The sequence below is a fragment of the Enterobacter sp. ZOR0014 genome (assembly GCF_000798855.1).
Classification (GTDB): domain Bacteria; phylum Pseudomonadota; class Gammaproteobacteria; order Enterobacterales; family Enterobacteriaceae; genus Enterobacter; species Enterobacter kobei.
Map to the genome: position 1 here is coordinate 1 of NZ_JTLF01000365.1, position 4,357 is coordinate 4,357.

General features: G+C 45.4%; 2 protein-coding genes. Both read left to right on the forward strand.

Going from position 1 to position 4,357, the window contains the following annotated elements; translation table 11 throughout:
• The coding region (locus L977_RS20885; protein ID WP_047626858.1) for a helicase-related protein at positions 1-2,883 on the forward strand (2,883 nt) is incomplete at its 5' end.
• Positions 2,884-2,892: 9 nt separating this feature from the next.
• A partial coding sequence (locus L977_RS20890; RefSeq protein WP_047626859.1) for a DUF1156 domain-containing protein occupies positions 2,893-4,357 on the forward strand: 1,465 nt, incomplete at its 3' end.

Consider the following 4,357-nt stretch of genomic DNA (forward strand, 5'->3'; position numbering starts at 1 on the left):
AAGAACACAGAGTGGGATCTCATTATCGTGGATGAGGCTCACAAATTATCTGCCAGCTACTTCGGCACAAAAATTAATAAAACCAAGCGTTTTCAGTTGGGTGAGCTGCTGGGATCGATCACTCGACACTTCTTGTTGATGACAGCAACACCACATAACGGTAAAGAAGAAGACTTTCAGATTTGGCTGTCATTGTTAGATGGCGACCGATTCTATGGCAAGTTTCGTGAAGGCGCACATAAAGTCGACGTCTCTGACATGATGCGACGTATGGTGAAAGAAGAGCTGCTCAAGTTCGATGGCACACCACTGTTCCCTGAGCGACGCGCCTATACAGCTAACTATGAGCTTTCCCCAATGGAAGCATCGCTTTACGAACAAGTTACCACTTATGTTCGCGAAGAGATGAACCGTGCTGACAAGCTTGAGAGTAAAAAGAAGAACAACGTTGGCTTCGCGTTGACCATGCTACAGCGAAGACTCGCGTCTAGTCCTGAAGCTATCTATCAATCTCTGAAGCGCCGCCGTAAGCGCCTAGAAGCTCGTCTTGAAGAAACCAAACTGATGGCGCGTGGCCAAACGGTTAGGAAAGACGGCGTTGCAGAAACGTTTGGTGAGTACAGCGTCAAAAAAAGAATTGATATCCCGGATAACTTTGATGAGCTCGATGAGGATCTGAGTGCAGAAGAGTACGAGATTCTAGCGGAACAAGTTGTCGATCAAGCCACCGCTGCAGAGACAATTCCTGAACTTGAGGCTGAAATTCTGATTTTGAAAGACCTTGAATACCAGGCTCTCTCAGTGGTTCAATCAGGCAATGATAAAAAGTGGGAAGAGCTTTCCTACCTGCTGCAAGATAAGCCAGAGATGTTCACGGTTAGTGGTGCCCGTAGAAAACTGCTTATTTTTACCGAACATAAAGACACCCTTAATTACTTGGTGAAACGCATCGGCGATATGTTGGGTAACGAAAATGCCGTTCGCACTATTTACGGTGGTACCAACCGTGACGAGCGACGCAAGGTGCAGGAAGAGTTCCGCAATGACCCTGAAGTGATCGTGCTCATTGCAACCGATGCGGCTGGTGAAGGTGTAAACCTTCAGAATGCCAACCTCATGGTCAACTATGACTTGCCATGGAATCCAAATCGATTAGAACAGCGTTTTGGTCGCATACACCGTATTGGTCAAACGGAAGTCTGTCACCTTTGGAACATAGTTGCGGCAGAGACGCGTGAAGGCGAAGTATTTAAAAAGCTTTTCGACAAGATTGAAATCGAGAAAGAAGCATTGGGAGGTAAAGTCTTCGATGTGCTCGGCGAGGCCTTTGACAATGTTTCTCTGAAGGACCTATTGGTGGATGCTATTCGCTATGGCGAATCTCCCGAGGTCAAAGCCAAAATGAATGAAGTGATCGATGGTGCATTAGATGCAGAACACTTGAAAGAGATTCTACGTCGCAATGCTTTGGTCGAGCAGCATATGGGGCTAGAAGAGCTCTATGCCGTAAAAGAGGAGATGGAAAAGGCAGAGGCTAGAAAGCTTCAGCCGTACTTTATTCGCGCCTTTTTTACAGAAGCATTTCAAACGCTCGGTGGTGAATTGCGCAGTCGAGAGGCTGGACGCTATGAAGTGCGCCATGTTCCCGCAGCTATTCGAGAGCGTGACCGAGTGATAGGTGAAACACGAACGCCTGTGTTGCGAAAGTACGAGCGTATTTGCTTTGAAAAACAGAATGTTCGTCAGCAAGGTAAGCCAATGGCGGATCTTATTCACCCATCGCATCCATTAATGCATGCATCAACAGACTTAGTGCTTGAAGCACACCGTGCAAAGCTTAAGCAAGGTGCAGTATTGGTTGATCCAAATGACGATAGCATTGAGCCCAAAGTACTTTTCATGGTTGACCACACTGTTCGAGAGGGGGGAGGCACCTCTGATGTCGCGTCACGCCGATTACAATTCGTTGAAATCGATGAGAAAAGCAATGCGATTAATGCGGGCTGGGCACCTCATTTGGATCTACAACCGATAGATGCTTATGACTTAAAGTTGGTTAGCGATGTGCTAAACTCTCCGTGGCTGAACAATAACTTGGAAGCTCTCGCGTTAAACCATGCATCACAAGAGCTGGTGCCAGAGCATTATGCTGAAGTGAAAGATCGTCGCGAACGCCAATCGAATAAAACGCTTGCTGCGGTTAACGATAGATTGGTTAAAGAAATTAACTATTGGTCTGACCGCTATATCAAACTCCAAGATGATCTGAATGCAGGTAAACAACCACGAATGCAGCCGGAAATGGCGCGTCGGCGAGTTGATGAGCTAACAGCTAGGTTGCAACAGCGCAAAACTGAGTTGGAAGCGCTTAAAAACGTCGTTTCTAGCACGCCAGTTGTGATGGGAGGAGCATTAGTCATTCCTCAAGGATTGCTCGCATACCGTAAAGGTGAAACCCAATTCAGTGTTGATGCTGAAGCCCGCTCTCGAGTGGAACGCATCGCGATGAATGCTGTTATGGATGTGGAGCGAAGTTTTGGGTTTGAAGTAAAAGATGTTGGCGCGGAGAAATGTGGTTGGGATGTGACCTCTCGTCCTCCTATTAATGCAGACGGCTCTATATGTAATGATCGCCACATTGAAGTGAAAGGCCGAGCAAAAGGCCAAAGTACCATTACTGTTAGCCGAAATGAAATCATCTATGGCTTAAACCAAGCCGACAAATTTATTCTTGCCATAGTCATTGTCGATGGAGAAGAGTTTGAAGGGCCGTACTACGTTAAAACGCCGTTCACTCTCGAGCCAGACTTTGGTGTTGCCAGTATTAATTATGATCTCAGTGACCTGCTGTCTAAAGCAGTTCCGCCTGAGAAAACAGTATAAGAAGTCACTATGACAAAAGTTATCAGTCCTAAAAAATTAATTGAAGTGGCTTTACCACTCGATGATATCAACGCAGCTGCAGCACGCGAGAAATCTATCCGTCACGGCCATCCAAGCACCTTGCACTTGTGGTGGGCGCGCCGTCCTTTGGCTGCTGCGCGAGCCGTCATTTTTGCACAAATGGTCAATGACCCATCAGAGACAGTTCAAGGCGACAAGCGCCTGCGTGAAACAAAGCTGAAAATTCAGAAAGAGCGCGAAAACCTTTTTGACATTATTCGTGAACTGGTTAAGTGGGAAAATACCAATAACGAAGAGGTGCTAAATCGAGCTCGCGAAGCTATCAAAGAGAGCTGGCGTTTTACCTGTGAGTTAAACAAGAAACACCCTCAAGCTGATGAGCTATTTAACCCTGAAAAACTGCCAGGTTTTCATGATCCTTTTGCAGGGGGGGGCACAATACCGTTGGAAGCAAAACGGTTAGGTATGGACGCATTTGCTTCTGATCTCAACCCTTTGCCACTTACTATCAATAAAGCACTGATTGAACTTCCTTCGGGCTTTGTTGGACATCAGCCTGTTGCCAGTGATGAATATGATGATACTCAGAAGAAGTTGGGGGATTATGAAAGCCTAGAGGGTTTGGCTGTAGATATAAAACGCTATGGTCGTCTACTGCGAAACAAGGCTTATGAGAAACTGTCACATTACTATCCCAAGTTAGAAGTTACAGATGCCATTGCTAAGGCTGTTCCTGGCTTAAAGTCAGCGATCGGACAGGAATTGGCGCCAAATGCATATTTATACGCAAGAGCGGTTAAAAGTCCGAACCCTGCCTTTAACGCAAGCTTCACTCCTCTTTGTACAAGTTTGCAGCTGTCCACGAAGAAAGGACAAGAAGCGTATTTGTCACCTAAGATTTCAGATAAAGGACTTTCTTTTGAAGTCAAATATGGCTGTGATGAACAGTTCAAGCTAGCAGCTACTGGAACGAAAGCCGGTCGCGGCGCAAATTTCAAATGCCTATTTTCTGATACTCTCATTCCACCTGACTATATCAAGGGGCAAGGCACGTCTGGGAATATAACGAATATACCTACTTGTATAGTCGTTACTTGGAAAAGAAGACGGTATTTTGTTGGTGTAGATCTGCTTCCTGATGTCTTTATTGAAAAATCAATCACATCAGTTGAACGAGACTCTTTAAATATCCAGTCAATGCCATTAGCAGACCATTCTCAATACATGGGAACCCTTTCATACGGTTTGACAAGAATTGAACAATTATTTACGGATAGACAATTAGTGGCGTTGACTACTATCAGCGCGCTAATTTCGGATGTATCCGAGCGTGCTTTTGAAGATTATGCAAGAGTACTTGGCGATGAAGACAAGGCTTGTCAGTTTAAAAAGGTAGTAGCAATTTACTTAACGCTAGCTTTAAGTAAGTTGGCTGATAGTCAGAATTCTTTAG